The 16,648-nt window shown below is 65.6% G+C and carries 16 protein-coding genes; 9 read left to right on the forward strand and 7 right to left on the reverse strand.

Annotation, left to right across the window (positions count from 1 at the left end; genetic code table 11):
- Window positions 1-68 precede the first annotated feature (68 nt).
- Entirely contained in the window at window positions 69-1,283 is a 1,215-nt protein-coding gene (locus L1080_RS27215; RefSeq protein ID WP_250777063.1) for an acetyl-CoA C-acetyltransferase, read from the forward strand.
- A gap of 68 nt (window positions 1,284-1,351) precedes the next feature.
- Here the strand turns inward: L1080_RS27215 and L1080_RS27220 are convergent, their stop codons facing one another.
- The gene (locus L1080_RS27220; protein WP_250777062.1) at window positions 1,352-2,146 is read right to left on the reverse strand and encodes an LLM class F420-dependent oxidoreductase; all 795 of its coding nucleotides are present in this window, start codon (window positions 2,144-2,146) and stop codon (window positions 1,352-1,354) included.
- Window positions 2,147-2,324: 178 nt separating this feature from the next.
- Here L1080_RS27220 and L1080_RS27225 point away from each other — a divergent pair, with 178 nt between their 5' ends.
- Together L1080_RS27225 and surE are read left to right on the forward strand one after the other, a co-directional pair.
- The gene (locus L1080_RS27225; protein ID WP_236603168.1) at window positions 2,325-3,272 is read left to right on the forward strand and encodes a 1-phosphofructokinase family hexose kinase; all 948 of its coding nucleotides are present in this window, start codon (window positions 2,325-2,327) and stop codon (window positions 3,270-3,272) included.
- Window positions 3,269-4,036 (forward strand): 5'/3'-nucleotidase SurE, encoded by a 768-nt coding sequence (surE, locus tag L1080_RS27230; protein ID WP_250777061.1) that lies wholly within the window; start codon window positions 3,269-3,271, stop codon window positions 4,034-4,036. Before L1080_RS27225 ends, surE begins: the two co-directional genes overlap by 4 nt.
- 43 nt (window positions 4,037-4,079) lie before the next feature.
- Here the strand turns inward: surE and L1080_RS27235 are convergent, their stop codons facing one another.
- Both L1080_RS27235 and L1080_RS27240 read right to left on the reverse strand, forming a co-directional pair.
- Window positions 4,080-4,604 (reverse strand): TIGR04338 family metallohydrolase, encoded by a 525-nt coding sequence (locus L1080_RS27235; RefSeq protein ID WP_159922821.1) that lies wholly within the window; start codon window positions 4,602-4,604, stop codon window positions 4,080-4,082.
- Window positions 4,601-5,419 carry a DUF2786 domain-containing protein gene (locus L1080_RS27240; RefSeq protein ID WP_250777060.1) on the reverse strand — a complete coding sequence of 273 codons (819 nt, stop codon included), beginning with the start codon at window positions 5,417-5,419 and terminating at the stop codon, window positions 4,601-4,603. The genes L1080_RS27235 and L1080_RS27240 overlap by 4 nt, the downstream gene beginning before the upstream one ends.
- Window positions 5,420-5,560: 141 nt before the next feature.
- Between L1080_RS27240 and L1080_RS27245 the strand changes: the two genes are divergently transcribed.
- From L1080_RS27245 to L1080_RS27270, 6 genes are all read left to right on the forward strand, one after another.
- Window positions 5,561-6,634: an ABC transporter ATP-binding protein gene (locus tag L1080_RS27245; RefSeq protein ID WP_250777059.1), complete on the forward strand. Its 1,074-nt coding sequence runs from the start codon at window positions 5,561-5,563 to the stop codon at window positions 6,632-6,634.
- 180 nt (window positions 6,635-6,814) lie between these two features.
- Window positions 6,815-8,089: an ABC transporter substrate-binding protein gene (locus L1080_RS27250; protein ID WP_159922825.1), complete on the forward strand. Its 1,275-nt coding sequence runs from the start codon at window positions 6,815-6,817 to the stop codon at window positions 8,087-8,089.
- 31 nt (window positions 8,090-8,120) lie between these two features.
- Window positions 8,121-9,170, forward strand: a complete 1,050-nt coding sequence (locus L1080_RS27255) for a carbohydrate ABC transporter permease (RefSeq protein WP_159922827.1) — start codon at window positions 8,121-8,123, stop codon at window positions 9,168-9,170.
- Window positions 9,167-10,060: a carbohydrate ABC transporter permease gene (locus tag L1080_RS27260; RefSeq protein ID WP_250777058.1), complete on the forward strand. Its 894-nt coding sequence runs from the start codon at window positions 9,167-9,169 to the stop codon at window positions 10,058-10,060. Before L1080_RS27255 ends, L1080_RS27260 begins: the two co-directional genes overlap by 4 nt.
- Window positions 10,061-10,092: 32 nt before the next feature.
- Window positions 10,093-10,284: a hypothetical protein gene (locus L1080_RS27265; protein WP_250777057.1), complete on the forward strand. Its 192-nt coding sequence runs from the start codon at window positions 10,093-10,095 to the stop codon at window positions 10,282-10,284.
- A 132-nt stretch (window positions 10,285-10,416) separates the two neighbouring features.
- The gene (locus L1080_RS27270; protein WP_250777056.1) at window positions 10,417-12,642 is read left to right on the forward strand and encodes a transglycosylase domain-containing protein; all 2,226 of its coding nucleotides are present in this window, start codon (window positions 10,417-10,419) and stop codon (window positions 12,640-12,642) included.
- Window positions 12,643-12,656: 14 nt separating this feature from the next.
- Here the strand turns inward: L1080_RS27270 and L1080_RS27275 are convergent, their stop codons facing one another.
- The 4 genes from L1080_RS27275 to L1080_RS27290 form a co-directional block, all read right to left on the reverse strand.
- Window positions 12,657-13,907 (reverse strand): T3SS (YopN, CesT) and YbjN peptide-binding chaperone 1, encoded by a 1,251-nt coding sequence (locus L1080_RS27275; protein ID WP_250777055.1) that lies wholly within the window; start codon window positions 13,905-13,907, stop codon window positions 12,657-12,659.
- A 129-nt stretch (window positions 13,908-14,036) separates the two neighbouring features.
- Complete coding sequence (locus L1080_RS27280) at window positions 14,037-15,119, reverse strand: inositol-3-phosphate synthase (RefSeq protein WP_159922837.1); 1,083 nt, start codon at window positions 15,117-15,119, stop codon at window positions 14,037-14,039.
- Window positions 15,112-15,669 (reverse strand): PadR family transcriptional regulator, encoded by a 558-nt coding sequence (locus L1080_RS27285; protein ID WP_109334622.1) that lies wholly within the window; start codon window positions 15,667-15,669, stop codon window positions 15,112-15,114. The genes L1080_RS27280 and L1080_RS27285 overlap by 8 nt, the downstream gene beginning before the upstream one ends.
- Before the next feature lie 184 nt (window positions 15,670-15,853).
- Window positions 15,854-16,642: a DUF1707 SHOCT-like domain-containing protein gene (locus L1080_RS27290; RefSeq protein WP_250777054.1), complete on the reverse strand. Its 789-nt coding sequence runs from the start codon at window positions 16,640-16,642 to the stop codon at window positions 15,854-15,856.
- Window positions 16,643-16,648 lie beyond the last annotated feature (6 nt).

A 16,648-nucleotide genomic window follows, 5' to 3' on the forward strand; every position in this document is an offset into this window, starting at 1 on the left:
GACAGTCAATATATGCAAACGCTTAGAAAATAAGCATTCGCTTAGAATCGAGTCGGTAGGAGTTCCTCATGCCCGAGGCTGTCATCGTTTCCATCGCCCGTTCGCCGATCGGTCGCGCCATGAAGGGATCGCTCAAGAGCATGCGCCCGGACGACCTGGCCGCGCAGATGGTGCAGGCGGCCCTGGACAAGGTGCCCGCCCTCGATCCCACCGACATCAACGACCTGATCCTGGGTTGCGGGCTGCCCGGCGGTGAGCAGGGCTTCAACATGGGCCGCAACGTCGCCGTGCAGTTGGGCTACGACTTCATACCCGGCACCACCATCACCCGCTACTGTTCCTCCTCTTTGCAGACCACCCGCATGGCATTGCACGCGATCAAGGCCGGTGAGGGTGATGTGTTCATCTCCGCCGGTGTCGAGACGGTGTCCCGGTTCACCGCGGGCAACTCCGACTCGCTGCCCGACACCCAGAACCCGCTCTACGCCGACGCCCAGGCCCGCACCGAGAAGCTCGCCCAGGGCGGGCAGACCTGGGTCGACCCCCGCGAGGAGGGCCTGGTCCCGGACACCTACATCGCGATGGGCCAGACCGCGGAGAACGTCGCGCAGATCACCGGCATCACCCGCGAGGAGCAGGACCGGTGGGCGGTGCGCTCGCAGAACCGGGCCGAGGAAGCCATCAACAGTGGTTTCTTCGAGCGGGAGATCACCCCGGTCACCCTGCCCGACGGCACCGTGGTGTCGAAGGACGACGGCCCCCGCGCCGGCACCACCTACCAGGCCGTGTCGCAGCTGAAGCCGGTGTTCCGGCCGGACGGCACCGTGACCGCCGGTAACGCGTGCCCGCTCAACGACGGCGCCGCCGCCCTGGTGATCATGTCCGACACCAAGGCCAAGGAACTCGGGCTGACCCCGCTCGCCCGGATCGTGTCCACCGGGGTGTCCGGTCTTTCGCCGGAAATCATGGGGTTGGGCCCGATCGAGGCCACCAAGCGGGCCCTGGCCATCGCCGGGATGGGTATCTCCGATATCGACCTGTTCGAGATCAACGAGGCGTTCGCGGTGCAGGTCCTCGGGTCGGCGCGCGAACTCGGCATCGACGAGGACAAGCTGAACGTCTCCGGCGGTGCGATCGCTCTCGGTCACCCGTTCGGCATGACCGGCGCCCGGATCACCGCGACCCTGCTGAACAACCTGCAGTCCAGCGACAAGCAGTTCGGCGTCGAAACCATGTGCGTCGGCGGTGGCCAGGGCATGGCCATGGTCCTCGAACGGCTGTAGGCGGCTGCGCCGCCCGTGCGCCTTTTTGGTCGCTCCAGCTACCAGAAAGGCGCACAAGCGCGGAGCGCCTATGCGAGGCCCGACAGCGGCGGCGGGGTGTTCTCGTCCCGCCACGCGATGGCTTCCTTCAGTTCGGTGAGGTCGAAGTCGGGTCCGCTGGTGCCGACGGTGAACAGTGTGACCCCGGCGTCCACGTAGGCGGCGGCTTCGTCCGAGCCCGGCCAGGACGTGGAGTGCGCAATGGTGTCGGGGTTGCGACCGTGGTCGGCGCAGCGGTCGGCGAGGATGCCCGACTTCCGCGCGTGGGTTTCGATGTCGCTGAAGCTGTGCCAGATGTCGCCGTACTGTGCGACGAGGGGCAGTGTCTTCTTCTCGCCGCCGCCCCCGATGAGGATGGGGATGTGCCGCGTGGGTGCGGGTTCGAGCTTGTCGAACCGGGCGGTGATTCGTGGCAAGTACTGGGCCAGCAGGTCCAGCCGCGACCCCTTGGTGCCGAAGTCGTACCCGTATTCGTCGTAGTCGCGCTCGAACCATCCGGAACCGATCCCGAGGATCAGCCGTCCCCCGCTGATGTGGTCGACGGTGCGGGCCATGTCGGCGAGCAGGTCCGGGTTGCGGTAGCCGGCGCAGGTGACGAGGGCGCCGATTTCCACTCGTTCCGTCTGTTCGGCGAATGCTCCGAGCATCGTCCAGCATTCGAAGTGGGCACCGGCCGGGTCGCCGTACAGCGGGTAGAAGTGGTCCCAGTTGAAGACGATGTCGACGCCGGCGTCTTCGGCCCGCAGAACGGCGTCGCGAATCAGTCCGTAGTCGGGCGCGTGTTGCGGCTGAATCTGGACACCGATTCGAACTGAACGGGTCATACGTGGCTCCTCGAATGAGTGCGGCGGCCCTGTGTCGAGGGCCCGTGCGTGCAGGTCGTTTACGAATCCATCTTGCTCGCCTCGACGGGGTACGGCCACCGAGTCCGTGTGAACCGGTCACCTCCCGGGTACTTGACGGCAGGCCAGACCGTTGACGACCGAGATGAGGTTCGACCCCATGAGCGCTGTGTCCGCCTTCGTATTCGCACCGTCGCCCTTGCTGACGGTGACGATCGAAGCCGCCCCGGACGAGAGCACCGAACTGCACGTGCACGCCGGTGGGCAGGGGGTATGGATTGCCAGGATGGCGGCGACGCTCGGCCTGGACGTCACGTTGTGCGGGGTATTCGGCGGCGAGACGGGCGGCATCCTCCAGTCTCTCATCGAGCGTGAAGGTATAAAGGTCCGCGCGATTTCCACGGCCGGTGAGAACGGGTCCTATGTGCACGACCGCCGTGGGGGTGACCGGAAGCCGCTGGCCGAGGTTCGCCCACGAGTCCTGTCTCGGCACGAGGTCGACGACTTGTTCGGCGGGTCGCTGGCCGAGGGAATCACAGCGGATGTCGCGGTGCTCGGCGGCCCACACGAGAACAACGTGGTGCCGCCCGAGATCTACACCCGGTTGGTGGGAGATCTTCGGGCATTGAAGGTTCCGGTGGTCGCCGACCTGTCCGGCCCCACCATGACGGCGGCCCTCGAGGGTGGCCTGACCGTACTGAAGGTGAGCCATGAAGATCTCATCGAGGACGGGCGCGCACAGTCGGAGAAGCCGGAAGATCTCGCCGAAGCGATGCGTGCCCTTGCGGCGGAAGGAGCCGACCACGTCGTCGTCTCACGGGCAGGAGATCCGGCGATGGCCCTCGTCGACGGCGACATCTGGGAGGTGCTGATTCCGCCCATGAATATCGTCGACCACCGGGGCGCCGGAGACTCGATGACCGCCGGTATCGCCGCAGCCTTGGCCCGCGGCAAATCGATGAACGACGCATTGCAGTTCGGCGCCGCAGCCGGCGCTGTGAACGTGACGCGCCGTGGTCTCGCGACGGGACAACCGGACCTGATCGCGAAGATGGTGGAGAATATTCGGGTGCGGCGGATGACCGAGCCGGAGGGGCAGAAGCAGTGAGGGCTCTGGTCACCAATGACGACGGCGTGGACAGTCACGGTATTTTCCTGCTCGCCCGGTTGGCGTTCGCCGCCGGACTCGACGTGGTGGTCGCGGCACCGCACGAGGAGCGCAGTGGTGCGAGCGCGTCGCTGACCGCGTTGGAGAGAAACGGCCGGCTCCGGATGTCGAGGCGGGAGTTCCCGGACCTTCCAGGGGTGGCGGTCCATGCGGTGGAGGCGTCCCCCGCGCTGATCAGTTTCGTGGCGACGAGCGGTGCGTTCGGGCCGCCGCCGGACATCGTGCTGTCGGGAATCAATCACGGCCCCAACACGGGTCACGCGATTCTGCATTCGGGGACCGTCGGGGCGGCGCTGACGGGCGCCACGCACGGCACGCTGGCGTTGGCGGTGTCATTGGCCACGTCGAACCCCAGGCATTGGGACACCGCCGAAGTCGTGTGCCGGCAGGCGTTGGACTGGATCGTCGAGAACGGCACCCCGGGCACGGTGCTGAACGTGAACGCACCGGACATTCCGCTCGACGAGTTGAAGGGGCTGCGCCCGGCCCCGCTCGCGGCATTCGGCGCCGTCCAGGCGAACGTCGGTGAAGCGGACGACGGGTTCGTGACCGTCACGTTCGCCGAAATTCACGCCGACGACAACGAGAATTCCGAGGAGACCGATGCCGGTGTCCTCGTTCGTGGTTGGGCGAGCGCCACCGCGCTCAGGGCACCCTTCGAGGCAGTCGACGTGGACATCAGCACGTTGAACTGGACACGCTGACCGGGCGTTCGGCTGTGCTGGTCGCTTGTCGTCACGGGCGTCATCAACTCAGCCGCACACCACCCGCCAGCAGCATGGCCCTCAGGACGAACGCTGCTTCCGGGCCGATGATTTCGCCCACCAAGGTGAGGTAGCGGTCGACGTACTCCGGTCCGTGTGCTGCGCTGCTCGGATCGTCGGGGTCGGATGGGTCCAGGTGATGTGCGATCTCGTGCAGAACCACCAGTTCCCGGAATGCCCAGGCTTTGCCGCTGCGGTACTCGGGGACTGCCATGGTGGCGCAGTCGCTTTCGTAGTGCGCGGCGTTGTTGCCCGCCCTCGCACGCACATGGATCGGCGTGGCGGCTCGCGCCCACGTATCCCGCACCCAGTTGAGAGCGAGCACCCGGTTCACGTAGTCCTGTACCGACTCGATGGACGCGAATTTCCGTTCCACTGGCAGCGTTACCTGCGACCCCAGAACGTCGATGACGCGCAGCCCACGCTCGTCGGCCCGATCGAACATCGTGCGCACCAACGCTTCCGCCTCGTAGACGGCGGCACGCTGGGTGTCGCGGGTGCGCCTCACGACGGAATCTGTTTTCGTGCGGTCGACAGCTCGGGTGAATTACTCAACCGCGCCGTCCGTGCGGCCCGGTCCCCGGCCCGGCGAGCACCCGAGGCATGGCCCGCCGACGCGCGCGCTCCACGCCACGTCCCGCGTGCCTGGGAGTTCTCGGAGTAGTAATCCTTCAACTCGAGCTGCTTGTCGCGGAGTACCAGCGCCGTCTCGGCCGACGACTCCGGAACAGACGTCGCCTCGTGCTCGGCATCCTTCTTCGCGTCGGCGAGGCGCTGCCCGATGCGTGCTGCATAGGCGAGTTGGAAGTTGAGCCGGGCGGTCACACCCGCAACCGGTCGTCGCACCGTGGTCCGGACCCGACGCCGTCCGCGCTGCTCGACCTGGGTGCGCATCGTCGTCTCGTTCCGGTACTCGCCCGATTTGATGTAGGTGTCGGACGCCCTCACCATCTGGATCAGCAGGCTCGTGTACAGGGCCTCGCACACGTCGATGTCGCAGGCGAATCCGTAGGCGTAGATCACGGCCGACGTCTGTGCGATGTCGCATTGGACGTCGTTGGCGGCGGCGATCACCAGAAACAGCTGCGCGTAGGTGCGCAGTCCCTTCTTGCCCGGTTCCCCGATGGTGATCAGGCGTTGCGTAGGGGTAGCCCGCTTCTCCTTGCCCGCAGCGTGTGACCGGGCCACGGCCAGGTCGATGGAGGCGGCGGTCGCGAGCCGCTGCGCCGCGGCCATGAACGCTTCACCCTCGTGCGGGTTGTCGGTCGATTCCGCCTGCCGGAGCAGCCCACCGATGCGGGTCAGCATCTTGTCGGAACTCACCAGGGCAGGCTACGCCCGTGCGCCTTTTTGGTAACTCTGGCTACCAAAAAGGCGCACGGGCGCGGAGCGCCTCGGGACCCGGAAAGGTACATTCGCACGCACGTGCGCGCGCTGCGCCGGGTAGAAGGGACTTCGACGTTCATGGCCACAGTGACCTATGACGGTGCCACCTGTTTGTTCCCCGGCTCGGACAAGCCGGCCGTCGATCAGCTCGATCTGAAGATCGAGGACGGGGAGTTCCTCGTGCTGGTCGGTCCCTCCGGCTGCGGCAAGTCCACATCACTGCGCATGCTCGCGGGACTCGAAGACGTGCACAGTGGGCGAATCCTCATCGGCGACCGGGACGTCACCGGCCAGGAGCCGAAGCAGCGGGATATTGCGATGGTGTTCCAGAACTACGCCCTCTATCCGCACATGTCGGTGGCCGAGAACATGGGCTTCGCGTTGAAGCTCGCCGGGAAACCGAAGGCCGACATCCGGCAGCGCGTCGAGGAGACGGCCAAGCTGCTCGACCTCGAGCCGTACCTCGACCGCAAGCCCAAGGCGCTGTCCGGTGGTCAGCGTCAGCGGGTCGCGATGGGCCGTGCGATCGTCCGGCAACCTCAGGTGTTCCTGATGGACGAGCCGCTGTCGAACCTCGACGCCAAGCTCCGCGTGCAGACGCGAACGCAGATCGCGCAGCTGCAGCGCCGCCTCGAGACCACGATGGTGTACGTGACCCACGACCAGGTCGAGGCGATGACGATGGGTGATCGGGTCGCCGTGCTGAAGGACGGGATGCTGCAGCAGTGCGCCTCCCCGCGCGACCTCTACAGCAAGCCTGCCAACGTGTTCGTCGCCGGCTTCATGGGTTCGCCGTCGATGAATCTGTTCACCTTGCCGATCACTCCGGACGGGGTCGTACTCGGCGACGCGACGATTCCCCTGCCCCGCCAACTGCGCTCGGAATCGTCCGAAACCCAGGTGGTGGTGGGCATTCGTCCCGAACACCTCGAGCTTTCCACCACGGGCATCCCGATGGAGGTTGCGGTGGTCGAGGAGCTCGGATCCGATGCCTACATCTACGGTCGCAGCACCGTCAACGGCGAGACACACCAGCTGGTGGCACGCGCCGATTGGCGGAACCCACCGCGCAAGGGCGACCTGGTGAAACTGCACGTCGATCCCGCCGCGGTGCACCTGTTCTCGGCGTCCGAGGGATACCGGCTGAGCTAGCCGCGGAGTCCGCGCCGCCGTTCCTGAACGATTCAGGTCGGGGGTAATGCGGCACTTCGGCCGTGTTCCGTGCCACAGTATGTTCCGACACCGCACCGGTGCCGCCGGGTTTCGTGCGCAATGTGCCGGAATCCCGGTGCCGGTGGCGGGTTCATCCACATCTACCTACGGGGAGACTCCATGGTTCAGATTTCGAGAGCGGTCCGGCGCGCCGCGGTGCTTGCCACCGCTGCGTCGCTGGTCACGCTCACCGCGTGCTCGAGCGACAGCGGCAGCGACTCCACGTCGGAGAACCTCGACGGCCGCGGACCCATCACGTACGTCGAGGGCAAGGACACCACCGAGACCGGGGTCGTCCGCCAGATCATCGACGCGTGGAACGCCGAGCACCCGGACGAGCAGGTGACGTTCAAGGAGCAGTCGAACGACGCCGATCAGGCGCACGACGACCTCGTCCAGCACCTGCAGGCCAAGCAGTCCGACTACGACGTCGTGGCACTCGACGTGCCCTGGACCGCGGAGTTCGCGGCCAAGGGCTGGCTGCAGCCGCTGACCGGTGAGTTCGCGGTCGACAACACCGGAATCCTCCCCGCCACCGTGGAAAGTGCCACCTACAACGGCACCCAGTACGCGGCACCCAAGAACACCAACGGTGGGCTGCTGTACTACCGCAGCGACCTGCTCCCCGCCGCCCCGAAGACGTGGACGGAACTCGCCGCCGCGTGCGAGGTGGCCAAGACCAACAACATCGACTGCTACGCCGGTCAGTTCGCGCCCTACGAGGGCCTGACGGTGAACACCGCCGAGGTCATCAACGCGTTCGGTGGTTCGTTCGTCGGTGAGGACGGCAAGACCCCCACCGTCGACAGCCCGGAGTCCCGCGCGGGTCTGCAGGTTCTCGTGGACAACTTCAAGAACGGTGACATCCCGGCTCAGGACACCACGTTCAAGGAGCCCGAAAGCCAGAAGGCGTTCGAGGACGGCAAGGCGCTGTTCCTGCGCAACTGGCCGTACGTGTACGCCAACGCCGAGAAGGACTCGTCCGCGGTGAAGGGCAAGTTCGCGGTCGCCCCGCTGCCCGGCAAGGACGGCATCGGCACCTCGACGCTCGGTGGCTACAACGCCGCCATCAGCGCGTTCTCGGAGAACAAGGCAACCGCTCGCGACTTCCTGACCTTCCTGCAGGGCGAGCAGGCGCAGCGCATCATGGCGATGGACTCGCTTCCCCCGGTCCGTGCCGCGCTGTATGACGACCCGGAGATCGTGGCGAAGTACCCCTTCATGCCCACGCTGAAGGTGTCGATCGAAAACGCTGTTCCCCGCCCGGTCACCCCGTTCTACCCGGCTGTGTCGAAGGCCGTGCAGGACAACGCCTACGCCGCCATCAAGGGTGAGAAGTCCGTCGACCAGGCGATCACGGACATGCAGTCCGGTATCCAGTCCGCGGGCTCGTAGCAACACCGGCTCGTAGAACACAGGAGTGAAGATGGCCGTTCCGACTGGGACCACCAGTGGGGCGCCGGCCCGTACCGCGGCCGGGGATTCCGATCCCGGCCGCGGTTCGCGTGCGGAGAGTGAGAACGGGCGACGCTTTGGGCTGAGCGGTCGCCGCGCGTGGCTGTTCGTCCTTCCGACGCTGGCGGTCCTGGCGGTCGTCATCGGGTACCCGGTGATCCGGGCCGTGGTGATGTCGTTCCAGAAGGATGCCGGTCTCGACCCGTCGACGGGCATGTTCGTCGAGGGCGGTTGGGCCGGATTCACGAACTACACGCACTGGATCCTGCAGCAGTGCACCTCTCCGGGAGGTGCGGTCGTGGCGTGTCCCCCGGGCACACTCGGGTCCCAGTTCTGGTCGGCGGTCGGTAACACCGCCTTCTTCACTGTTGTCACTGTCGGCATCGAGGTCGCGATCGGCCTGTGGATGGCGATCATCATGGGCAAGACTTTCAAGGGGCGCGCACTGCTGCGCGCGGCCGTCCTGATCCCGTGGGCCATCCCGACCGCGGTCACCGCCAAGCTGTGGTACTTCATCTTCGCCTACGACGGCATCGCCAACCGGTTACTCGGCACCCAGATCCTGTGGACGTCGGACGAATGGCCGGCCCGCTTCGCCGTGATCATCTCCGACGTCTGGAAAACCACACCGTTCATGGCACTGCTGATCCTCGCCGGTCTGCAAATGATTCCTCAGGACGTCTACGAGGCAGCCCGCGTCGACGGCGCCTCGGCGTGGCAGCGGTTCCGCCGGATCACACTCCCTCTGGTCAAGCCCGCTCTGATGGTGGCGATCCTGTTCCGCACCATGGACGCCCTGCGCATGTACGACCTGCCCGCCATCCTGACGGGCGGCAACCCTGCCACCACCACCGTGTCGATACTCGTGGTCGACCAGGTGCGGCAAGGGTTCAACAGCGCGTCGGCGCTCTCGACCATCACATTCCTGATGATCTTCGCGGTCGCATTCGTCCTTGTGAAGTTCCTCGGTGCCAATGCCGTCGAAACTCAGGAAGCACAGCGAAAGGGGCCGAAGCCGTGACGCATCGCGCACCGGAACCCGACGTCCCCGACACCTCGGCGCGGCGCAAGCGTCCCCAGAAATTCGCTTTCAAGAACACTCGCATCTACGTCGGCGTCGCGATCATCCTCGTCTGGGGTCTCGCCCCGTTCTATTGGATGATGGTGACGGCGTTCCGCGATCCCGACTACACCTTCGACACCACACCGTGGCCGACGCACCTGACCCTCGAGAACTTCCAGAACGCGTTGTCGACGAGCAGCGGCAACAACTTCACGCGGGCCCTGATCAACAGCATGATCGTCGGCGGCGTCACCACCGCGGTGGCTCTGGCCGTCGGCATCTTCACCGCCTACGCGCTGGCTCGTATCGAGTTCCGGTTCAAGTACGTGGTGGTCGGCATCGTGCTCGGCGCGTCGATGTTCCCCGTCGTCGCACTGGTCACTCCCCTGTTTCAGTTCTTCACGAACATCGGCTGGATCGGCACCTACCAGGCGATGATCATCCCCAACATCTCGTTCGTCCTCCCGCTCACCATCTACACCCTGACGTCGTTCTTCAAGGAACTCCCGTGGGAGCTCGAGGAGGCGGCCCGGATCGACGGCGCCAACCGGGGCCAGGCGTTCCGGCTGGTGATGTTGCCGCTGGCCGCGCCCGCGCTGTTCACCACCGCCATCCTGGCGTTCATCGCCACCGTCAACGAGTATCTCCTCGCCAGCCAGCTGTCGAGTGACGCCACCGAACCGGTCACCGTCGCGATCGCCCGGTTCTCCGGCAACGACCCGCATGTCGTGCCGTACGCGGCGATCATGGCAGCGGGCACCATCGTCACCATTCCGCTGGTGATCATGGTGTTGCTGTTCCAGCGCCGCATCGTGTCGGGGCTGACGGCCGGCGGCGTGAAGAGCTAGCGGTCGAGCGGAGCGAGGGGAATCTGTCGGGCATGCATCCAGTGGCGAAGCGGCAGCGACTCGAGGTTCTGATCGGAATCCTCGGGTTCTTCACGGTGATGGCGTTCATCGCCGCGGTCGTGGAAGTGGTGAACGGTGATCCCGGTGTCACACCGGCGCTGGTGTTGCTGGGTTGTCTGCTGTTGTCGTGGCTCGCAGTTGCGGCGCGCGCCCGCGTCCGCTGAAACAGGACAAGCGGTCGGATTATTTGCTGATCGGTAGCGCGGTGCGCGTCACACTCGGGGCAATCACATAACATACGTACGGGGTGGGTGCGATGATCCTCCGTGACCGGATACCTGACCGGGAGTGTGTAAGTGAGTTCTGGCAACGACGCGACGGGCGATGGCACCGCCGAGTCCGGTGGCACGCCTGTCGGTGACGACGGCGCAGCAGCGACAAGCACGCCGCGAGCAGGGAAGAAGAAGTCCCGCCGCTGGCGCACGGTCCGCCGCGTCGGTCTGGGCGTGATAGCGCTCGTGCTGGTCATTCCGCTCGTGATGTTCCTGGTGAGTTACGTCCAGGCCGAGGTCCCGCGCCCGTCGGACATGAAGACCAATCAGGTGGCGACGGTGCTCGCCGCGGACGGCGCCACCGAGTTGGCCAAGGTGATTCCCCCGGAGGGGAACCGCACCGAAATCGCGCTCGGTGAGATACCGCAGCACGTCCGGGACGCTGTGCTGTCTGCGGAGGACCGGAACTTCTACTCCAACCCCGGCTTCTCGATCACGGGATTCGTGCGAGCCGCCCGCGACAACGTCCTCGGCAAGGAAAGCGCAGGCGGCGGGTCGACGATCACCCAGCAGTACGTCAAGAACGTGCTGGTCGGCGCCGACCGAAACGTGTATCGGAAGATGCGCGAACTCGTCATCTCCACCAAGATGGCCCGCGAGTGGTCGAAGGACGAGATCCTCGCGGCGTACCTCAACACCATCTACTTCGGCCGCGGTGCCTATGGCATCGAGGCGGCGTCGCGGGCGTACTTCGACAAGCCGGTCGGTGAGCTGTCGGTGGCCGAAGGCGCCGTGCTGGCCTCGGTGATCCAGAGCCCGTCGTACCTCGACCCCGAAGCGAACGTCGACCAGTTGCAGGCCCGGTGGAACTACGTGCTCGACGGCATGGTCGAGATGGGTGTCCTCACCTCCCAGGACCGCAGCGAGATCGAGTTTCCGGCCGCGGCGCCGGCCAATCGGCCCACCGACGCCAACTCCGCGCCCGGCCCGGAGGGTCTGATCCGGAACCAGGTGCTCCGGGAACTGTCGGACGCCGGGATCTCCGAGCAGACTCTGAACACCGAGGGTCTACAGATCACCACGACGATCGACCCGAAAGCGCAGCAGGCCGCGATCGACTCCGTGCACGAAACCCTTGAAGGGGAGGATCCCGGTCTGCGTACCGCGGTGGTGTCCATCGATCCGCGCACCGGCGGTATCCGTGCCTACTACGGCGGTGAGGACGGTGCCGGATTCGATTACGCGCAGGCTCCGCTGCAGACGGGCTCGTCGTTCAAGGTGTTCGGCTTGGCCGCCGCGCTCGAGCAGGGCATTCCGCTCTCTGCCCGCTTCAGCAGCGCCCCGCTGACCGTCGGCAATGTGCAGATCGGCAACGTCGAGGGTGAATCCTGCGGCACGTGCACCATCGCCGAGGCCACCAAACGGTCACTGAACACCAGTTTCTACCGGCTCATGATGTCCTTGGACAACGGTCCGCAAGCCATTGCCGACGCCGCCCACAAGGCGGGGATTCCCGAGTTCATCCCCGGGGTGCAGGGCAAAACCTTGAGTGAGAATGGCGGCGAACCCGAGGGCGGCATCGTTCTCGGTCAGTACTTGTCTCGTCCGATCGATATGGCGTCGGCGTATGCGACGCTCGCCGCCTCCGGCATCTACCACCCGCCGTACTTCGTCCAGCGCGTGGTGACCGCCGATGGAGTTGTCCTGTTCGATCGGGCGCCGAGCCCCGGGGAGCGTCGACTCGAGGCCGCGGTCGCCGACAACATCAGCCAGGCCTTGATGCCGGTGGCTGCCTATTCCCGCGGTCACGCACTCGCGGGAGGACGTCCCTCGGCGGCGAAGACGGGCACCGCGCAGCTGGGCGATACCGGTGAGAACAAGGACGCCTGGATGGTCGGTTACACGCCGTCGTTGTCGACGGCGGTGTGGATCGGTAAGGCCGACGCCACCGCGATCAACAACAGCTGGGGTGGGCTGATCTACGGGTCCAGCCTGCCGTCCGACATCTGGAAGGGAACGATGGACGGTGCCCTCGAGGACACCGACTGGGAAGAATTCCCCTGGCCGGACCCCATTGGTGGGCAGGCGGGTGTTCCCTCGTGGAGCGGCGTTTCGAGTAGCGGCAGCGCGTCCGGAAGTGGCAACGGGTCCGGAAGTGGCAACGGCCAGCCCGCCAGTCCGGCGCCGGCGCCCGTAGAGGCGCCGCCGCCGGCACCGCTGCCGCCGATTCAGCCCCCGCCGCAGCTCCAGTTACCGGCGCCCACGCAGATCGAAATTCTTCCGGGCGTGATCATTCCGCTGCCGGGCTAGGGTCGGGCGAACTTTCAGCCCAGGCTGCGGTACCCACCGCCCGGTGGTGCACGATGCGGGAGCACCACGACCCGCAGCGCTGCTCGTAGGCTGTCGGACGTCTTGGCCCAGGACTGGGCTTCGCTCTCACACATGTCCGCTTCTTCGGAGTCGTTCTCGCGGGCGAGTTCCGCGTTGTGGCGCCACTCGACTTCCTGATCGGAGCAGAGGCGCAGGAATTCGAGGATGGTGTCTCGATCGCGACCGCAGATTTCGGCGACATCGTCGGCGTCCAGCCCGCTGTCGGAGTCCAGATGAATCAGCGTCATCAGCGCCGCGGGCAATTCGTGGCTGCCGTGCTCGTCGGTGCCGGTCGGACTCGTGGCGGTGGTGTTGAGGGTGCCGCCCAGTCGTTCGGCGAATGCCTCGTCGGCGGTATCGACGAGGTGCTCGAAAGTGCGGAACACCGACAGCAGATGTTCGGCCGCGAAAGGTGAACCGTCGATTCGTATGACGGCGACCACGTTGTCGACTATCAGCAGGAATTTGATGTCGGACCACTGACGGTTGAGATCGGCCAGCGCTTCCGCGGCGCGGGTCCGGTCACTGATCGAATGGACCACGCGGGCAAACACCTCGACCCGGGCGTCGTCGTCGAGCACCCTGACGTAGGTGGGCATGTCACCGACCCAGACGAGGATGTCTCCGTCCCCGTCCTTCTCCGGTGCCTGCCCGAGCATCGATTCGACGGCTGTGTCGACGAGTTCCCGTAGACCTGATCCGTTGCGCTGCCGAGCCGGTGTCTCGTCGGGAACATCGAGCGGCGGGACATCTTGTCGACCCCGGGTGATCGCCTGCAGGAACGACGGATGCATCAGGTCCCAGATCTCCCGGAACACGGCGATGGTCATCGTCGCCAGCCGAGTGGCCTCGGTGCGGTCGGCGTCGAGATAGAACGAAGCGGAGCCGTTACCCTCGTCGACGTCCGCAACCGCGTCCGGGCGGTTCCACCCGAGTTCGATCAGCCGATCGTGATCTTCCTCGGAAAGTTGACGCGCCCGATGCAGGAAAAGGTTGGACGGCACTTCACACCGCACCGTGTCACCGGCCCAGGCGAAGAATCGCACGCACGCGGCCGTCTCGGTGAGGCCGTCGTCGGTGCTGTCGTAACGCGACACCAGCACCAACTCGTCGTCGTCCTGCATCGCGCGCACATACCGGGTCAGACGGTCCTGGAACTGCGTCCATGCGTCGTCGATCTCCCGATCGAAAATGTTCTCGGACATCACGCCTCCCTCGATGAATCCTGGGTGTCACCGTAGAGGGCGGGTACGACAAGTATTCGAACACAAAGGCGAATGCCCCTTACGGCGCGATGAAAAGCGTCGAAAGGGGCATTCGCCTCGGGAACGGTCCTACGCGTCGATGATGAACGCCTCGAGCTCGGTGCGAGCCTTGTCGTCCGCCATCTGAACCGGCGGGGACTTCATCAGGTACGCGGAAGCCGGGTAGACGGGTCCACCGATGCCGCGGTCCTTGGCGATCTTGGCGGCGCGGACGGCGTCGATGATGATGCCGGCCGAGTTGGGGGAGTCCCAGACCTCGAGCTTGTATTCCAGGTTCAGGGGCACGTCGCCGAACGCACGACCCTCGAGGCGCACGTACGCCCACTTGCGGTCGTCGAGCCAGCCGACGTGGTCCGACGGGCCGATGTGCACGTTGCCGGGACCGAGGTCGCGGGTCAGGTTCGACGTCACAGCCTGCGTCTTGGAGATCTTCTTGGATTCGAGGCGCTCCCGCTCGAGCATGTTCTTGAAGTCCATGTTGCCGCCGACGTTGAGCTGCATGGTGCGGTCGAGCTGCACGCCGCGGTCCTCGAACAGCTTCGCCATGACGCGGTGGGTGATGGTGGCACCGACCTGCGACTTGATGTCGTCACCGACGATCGGGACGCCGGCGTCCTTGAACTTCGCAGCCCACTCGGGGTCGGATGCGATGAACACGGGCAGGGCGTTGACGAACGCGACACCCGCGTCGATGGCGCACTGGGCGTAGAACTTGTCGGCATCCTCGGAACCCACGGGCAGGTACGACACCAGCACGTCCACCTCGGCGTCCTTCAACGCCTTGACGACGTCGACGGGCTCGGCCTCGGAGATCTCGATGGTCTCGGCGTAGTACTTGCCGATGCCGTCGAGGGTGGGGCCGCGCAGCACCGGCACGTCGGCCGGCGGAACGTCCGCGATCTTGATGGTGTTGTTCTCGCTGGCGAAGATGGCCTCGGAGAGGTCGAATCCGACCTTCTTGGCGTCGACATCGAAAGCGGCGACGAACTGGACGTCGCGAACGTGGTACTTGCCGAACTTGACGTGCATGAGGCCGGGAACGGTCGCCGTCTCGTCGGCGTCCTTGTAGTACTGCACGCCCTGAACCAAGGACGAGGCACAGTTCCCCACGCCCACAATGGCCACGCGCACCGCGGTGCTGTTCTCACCCATGGTCGGGTTCTCCTTCTTTATTAGGTGTTGCTGTCGATTGCTCGGCGGCGATCAGCTCGTTGAGCCAGCGCACTTCGCGCTCACTGGATTCGAGTCCGAGCTGGTGAAGCTGACGGGTGTAGCGGTCTATCGACCCGCTGGCCCGTCCCACGGCTTCGCGGAGCCCCTCCCGGCGCTCCTCGACCTGGCGTCGTCTGCCTTCGAGAATGCGCATCCGCGCCTCTGCGGGTGTGCGGCTGAAGAAGGCGAGATGAACACCGAAACCGTCATCGGTGTAGTTCTGCGGACCCGTGTCGGCGACCAGTTCCTTGAACCGCTCCCTGCCGACCGGCGTGAGCTGATAGACGCGGCGGGCACGACGCTTGACGGTGCCCGGGGCACCTGCGTCCTCGGCGATCAGACCGTCCGCCTGCATGCGTCGCAGAGTGGGATAGAGGGAACCGTAGGAGAACGCGCGAAACGCACCCAGCAGCCCCGTCAACCGTTTCCGCAGCTCGTATCCGTGCATGGGTGACTCGTGGAGCAGCCCGAGAATTGCCAATTCGAGCACTTGTCCACCCCCTGAGTCGCCAGACCTAACCGTGTGATGCGATGCCGAACTATATCGCACCGATATATACAACGATACGCGTGGGCGATACATGGGACAAGTCGTCACAGATTGTTTTGTGGGTGGCTTCTGCGGCCGGTTCGCGGGTCAGCCGCGCCGTTCACAACCTCCGCAGGAACTACGTCTAGTCACCGAACGGGTAGACGGCGATGATCTCACCGTCGAAGGTGACGTTGAAGTATCCGGTGTTGCCGGCTTCGTTGTTCGCGTACACGGAGATGATCGGCGGCCCTTGTTCTTCGCCGGGCTCGAAGCCGAAGGACAGGTGATCCACGGTTCCGTTGGGCACTCGGACGCTTTCCGGTGCGCCTTTCAGCAGGCCCGCGAGAGCCGGAAGGTCCACGGCGGCGAGGTCGAACGACCGCTCGTCGGCGTCCCGGGTGGAGACGCTTCCCCAGCTGTCGAATTCTCCGTCGTAGTGGTAGGGGTCGGCCTGGAACGGGTTTCCGGTTGCCTGCCGGTCGAGAACGGCATGTTCGGGGAAGAGATCGACTTCATCTGCGATGGTGTCACCGAACTCTGCGCGGTACTCGTCGATGAAGTAGTGAACCCCGCTGCCGGTGGTCAGGGTGGGAAGCGACTTCGACGGTCCGGCGTCATCCCCGATCGACCCCGCGATCGCGCCGACTACCGCAGCGCTCGCGACGATCGCACCGGCGGCGATCCACCGTCGCCGGGACCTGCGCTGTTTCGGGCGGACGATGGGAGCATTGGCCAGTCGGCTGGGAATTTGCAGGTCACCGACGAGCCGGTCGAGTTCGTCGAAGGTCTTCGCGCTCATCGCCCGGGCTGTGCGGTAACTGTGTTCCTCAGCCGAGATCTGACCGTCGGCCTGAGCCGCGTCGAGGACTCCGCATGCGTCGGCCCGATCGGAGTCGCGGGCCCGTAGCCCGGCGAGACTTGTCTTGTTCATCGAGTC

The sequence above is a fragment of the Rhodococcus sp. MSC1_016 genome, from assembly GCF_023667485.2.
In the GTDB taxonomy this organism is placed as follows: Bacteria; Actinomycetota; Actinomycetes; order Mycobacteriales; family Mycobacteriaceae; genus Rhodococcus_F; species Rhodococcus_F oxybenzonivorans.